3 protein-coding genes and 1 pseudogene are annotated in these 2,945 nt (G+C 42.0%); all 4 read left to right on the top strand.

What is annotated here, in order from left to right:
- The first annotated feature begins 230 nt into the window (after positions 1-230).
- Complete coding sequence (locus AB3112_RS10315) at positions 231-875, top strand: amino acid ABC transporter permease (protein WP_057909297.1); 645 nt, start codon at positions 231-233, stop codon at positions 873-875.
- Between the two features lie 12 nt (positions 876-887).
- On the top strand, positions 888-1,523 hold the full coding sequence (locus AB3112_RS10310; RefSeq protein WP_084998700.1) for an amino acid ABC transporter ATP-binding protein: 636 nt from the start codon (positions 888-890) through the stop codon (positions 1,521-1,523).
- 10 nt (positions 1,524-1,533) lie between these two features.
- On the top strand, positions 1,534-2,400 hold the full coding sequence (locus AB3112_RS10305) for an amino acid ABC transporter substrate-binding protein (protein WP_084972662.1): 867 nt from the start codon (positions 1,534-1,536) through the stop codon (positions 2,398-2,400).
- 302 nt (positions 2,401-2,702) lie between these two features.
- Positions 2,703-2,945, top strand: a pseudogene (locus AB3112_RS10300) (insulinase family protein); the annotation flags it as partial.

Genomic DNA, 2,945 nt, shown 5'->3' with positions numbered 1-2,945 from the left:
TAAACTCGTAGAGGCCTTTCACATGAGTGAAGGGCAAATCTGAGGTGGAACCGCGATAAAATCGTCCTCTTAAGTCATTGATGGCTTAAGAGGATTTTTTTGTTTACCGGATTGACTAAACTTCATGAGGCAGCAGGTGTGAACTTGTTGCAAATTGAGGTGGAACCGCGAAAGCCATCGTCCTCTTGAGTCTTGATACTCAGGGGGATTTTTTTATGGAGGGATGTCAAATGATTCAATATATTCAAGAAATTTTACCAGCTTTATTATCTGGAACCAAAATGACGTTATCAATTTTCTTTTGGACGTTAATTTGCTCAATTCCGTTGGGCGCCTTGGTTGGTTTGGGACTGATTCAGCGCTTCAAACCATTAACCTGGCTTTTGAACTTTTACGTCTGGATCATGCGGGGAACGCCACTGTTACTGCAATTAATTTTTGTGTTTTACGGATTACCAATTATTCACATTGTCTTTCAACGATATGACGCTGCGATGTTTGCCTTTATTTTGAACTATACCGCCTACTTTGGTGAAATTTTCCGTGGTGGTTTCCAGTCAGTTCCAAAGGGTCAGTTTGAAAGCGCCAAGGTGTTGCGTTTAAGTTATGGCCAAACTATTCGAAAGATTGTCATTCCACAGGTTTTCAAAATTGTGTTGCCTTCAATTGGAAACGAAGTCATCAACTTGGTCAAGGACTCTTCATTGGTCTATGTCATTGGCTTGGGCGACTTACTGCGAGCCGGAAACGTTGCGACTGCCCGGGATGTCACTTTGCTGCCGCTCATCTTAGTCGGGATTATTTACCTCGCCTTGACTGCGGTTTGCACGATTGTCTTGAAACTCATTGAAAAACGTGAAAATGTTTGGCGATAGGAGGGAATTCATATGTTAGAGATTAAAGATTTAACAAAACGCTTTGGCAGTCGAACAATTATTGATGACCTTTCGATGACCGTCAAAGATAACGAAATCATGGCGATTGTCGGTCCGTCCGGTGCCGGTAAAACAACCTTATTGCGCTGTATTACGGGATTAGAGTCCGTCGACTCCGGAGAATTTTATTGGAATGGGAGTCAATTTGATCCGACCAATACCACTCAAAAGGATACAATCATCGGCGTTGTCTTTCAGGATTACCAATTATTTCCTAACTTAACGGTCCTTGGCAATATTACATTGGCGCCGACGATGGTTAAAAAAGAACCGATGGATGACGTTAAAAAGTATGCCCGTGAGCTGTTAAGCCGGTTGGGACTTGAAGGAAAAGAAAGTCTTTATCCCTATCAGCTGTCAGGAGGGCAAAAGCAACGGGTAGCCATTGTTCGTGCGTTAGCCATGCGGCCCAAGATTCTCTGCTATGATGAACCGACTTCAGCTTTGGATCCTGCGTTAAGAGACGAAGTTGCCCAAATTATTTTGGACCTCAAAAAACAAGAAATGACACAAATCGTCGTTACTCATGATATGGATTTTGCCAAGAACGTTGCCGACGAGATTCAACAGGTTAAACAAATTCAGTAGGAGGGGTAGGATGTTAAAATCAATTAAACGACTTTTATTACTTACCAGCTTACTGCTGATTGCAATTGGCCTGTCAGGCTGCGGTGTTCGGTACGTTAACCGGCAGGGATCCCAAGAAGATCCCGACACTTGGGCAACAGTTTCCAAGCAAAAGAAAATTGTTGTCGGCTTGGATGATAGTTTTGTTCCCATGGGATTCCAAACCAAGAGTGGCAAAATTGTCGGCTATGACGTTGATCTTGCCAAGGCCGTGTTCAAACAGTATGGGATCAAGGTCGATTTTCAGCCAATTGATTGGTCAATGAACGTGACTGAATTACGTAACGGGACCATTGATCTTATCTGGAACGGATTTTCGATTAATCCGCAACGGGCAAAGAAGATTACCTTCAGTGAGCCTTACTTGATTAATGATCAGGTCTTAGTTACCAAGAAAAATCAACACATTAAGAATTTTGCCGACATGAAAGGCAAAGTGGCCGGAGTTCAAAGCGGATCGGCCGGGGCGATGGACATTGATAATCAACCTAAATTGTTGAAGGATCGGATTAAGGGCCATGAGCCAATTTTATATGACACGTTTACGGACGCGTTTATCGACTTGAATGCCAACCGGATTCAGGGATTGCTGATCGATAGCATTTATGCAGGCTATTATCTGGAACATCAGAAAAACGAATCCAGCTTTACGTCTATCCCAAGTGAATTTCCAAAGGAACAGTACGGCGTTGGGATGAGAAAGGGCGATACGGTTTTGAAACAAAAAATTGATGCCGGTTTGAACCGTTTAGCTAAAAATGGGGAATTGCACAAGATTAACATGAAGTGGTTTGGAACCGATCGTGATAGTCCACTGATGAAGAACGTTCAGAAATAATCAAGCTATGTGAGTGTGGACCGCTAACGGTTAGCTTTCAACTCGACTGCTTCATGAGAGGTCCATATTATCCAGCTAAAATGTAAAGCAGTTGGCTGATTCCAGCCATTTAAGTCCAGTGATCAATCATTCCACAACTTGGAATAATCGACTACTGGGCTTAAATTTTGCGATCAATCCGTTTTTATCGCCGCTCAATTTTGCAATAATTATCTATTTTTGGTAACGTTTGCCGATTTATATTGAGATTTTAATAAATTTATCTTAATATGAAATTTGTGACTAATTGAGGAGGATACTCAGTGGAATTCGAAATTGCAAAGGACGTCCATTTAACGACGATCCCAACAACAAAATTTAAAAATAGCAAAATCGTGATGAATTTTACATTTCCCGCTCATCATGAAAATTATGCCAAGCTGGCCTTATTGGCGGAACTATTGGAAAATTGTTCGGCACAGTATGACAGCGAATTATTGGTGTCTCGCCAATTATCCAAATTGTATGGCGCAAGCTTTGGGGTAACCGTCTTGAGGTACGGTAAC

The organism is Lentilactobacillus sp., assembly GCF_040773105.1.
Classification (GTDB): Bacteria; Bacillota; Bacilli; order Lactobacillales; family Lactobacillaceae; genus Lentilactobacillus; species Lentilactobacillus parabuchneri.
The sequence above is the reverse complement of the archived record's forward strand: the minus strand, read 5'-3'. Positions and strand labels throughout refer to the sequence as shown.

What these genes read in the sequence shown, in the direction of transcription:
- AB3112_RS10315 (WP_057909297.1), top strand. Translation starts at nt 231, where the DNA reads ATGATTCAATATATTCAAGAAATTTTACCAGCTTTATTATCTGGAACC.
- AB3112_RS10305 (WP_084972662.1), top strand. Translation starts at nt 1,534, where the DNA reads ATGTTAAAATCAATTAAACGACTTTTATTACTTACCAGCTTACTGCTG.
- AB3112_RS10310 (WP_084998700.1), top strand. Translation starts at nt 888, where the DNA reads ATGTTAGAGATTAAAGATTTAACAAAACGCTTTGGCAGTCGAACAATT.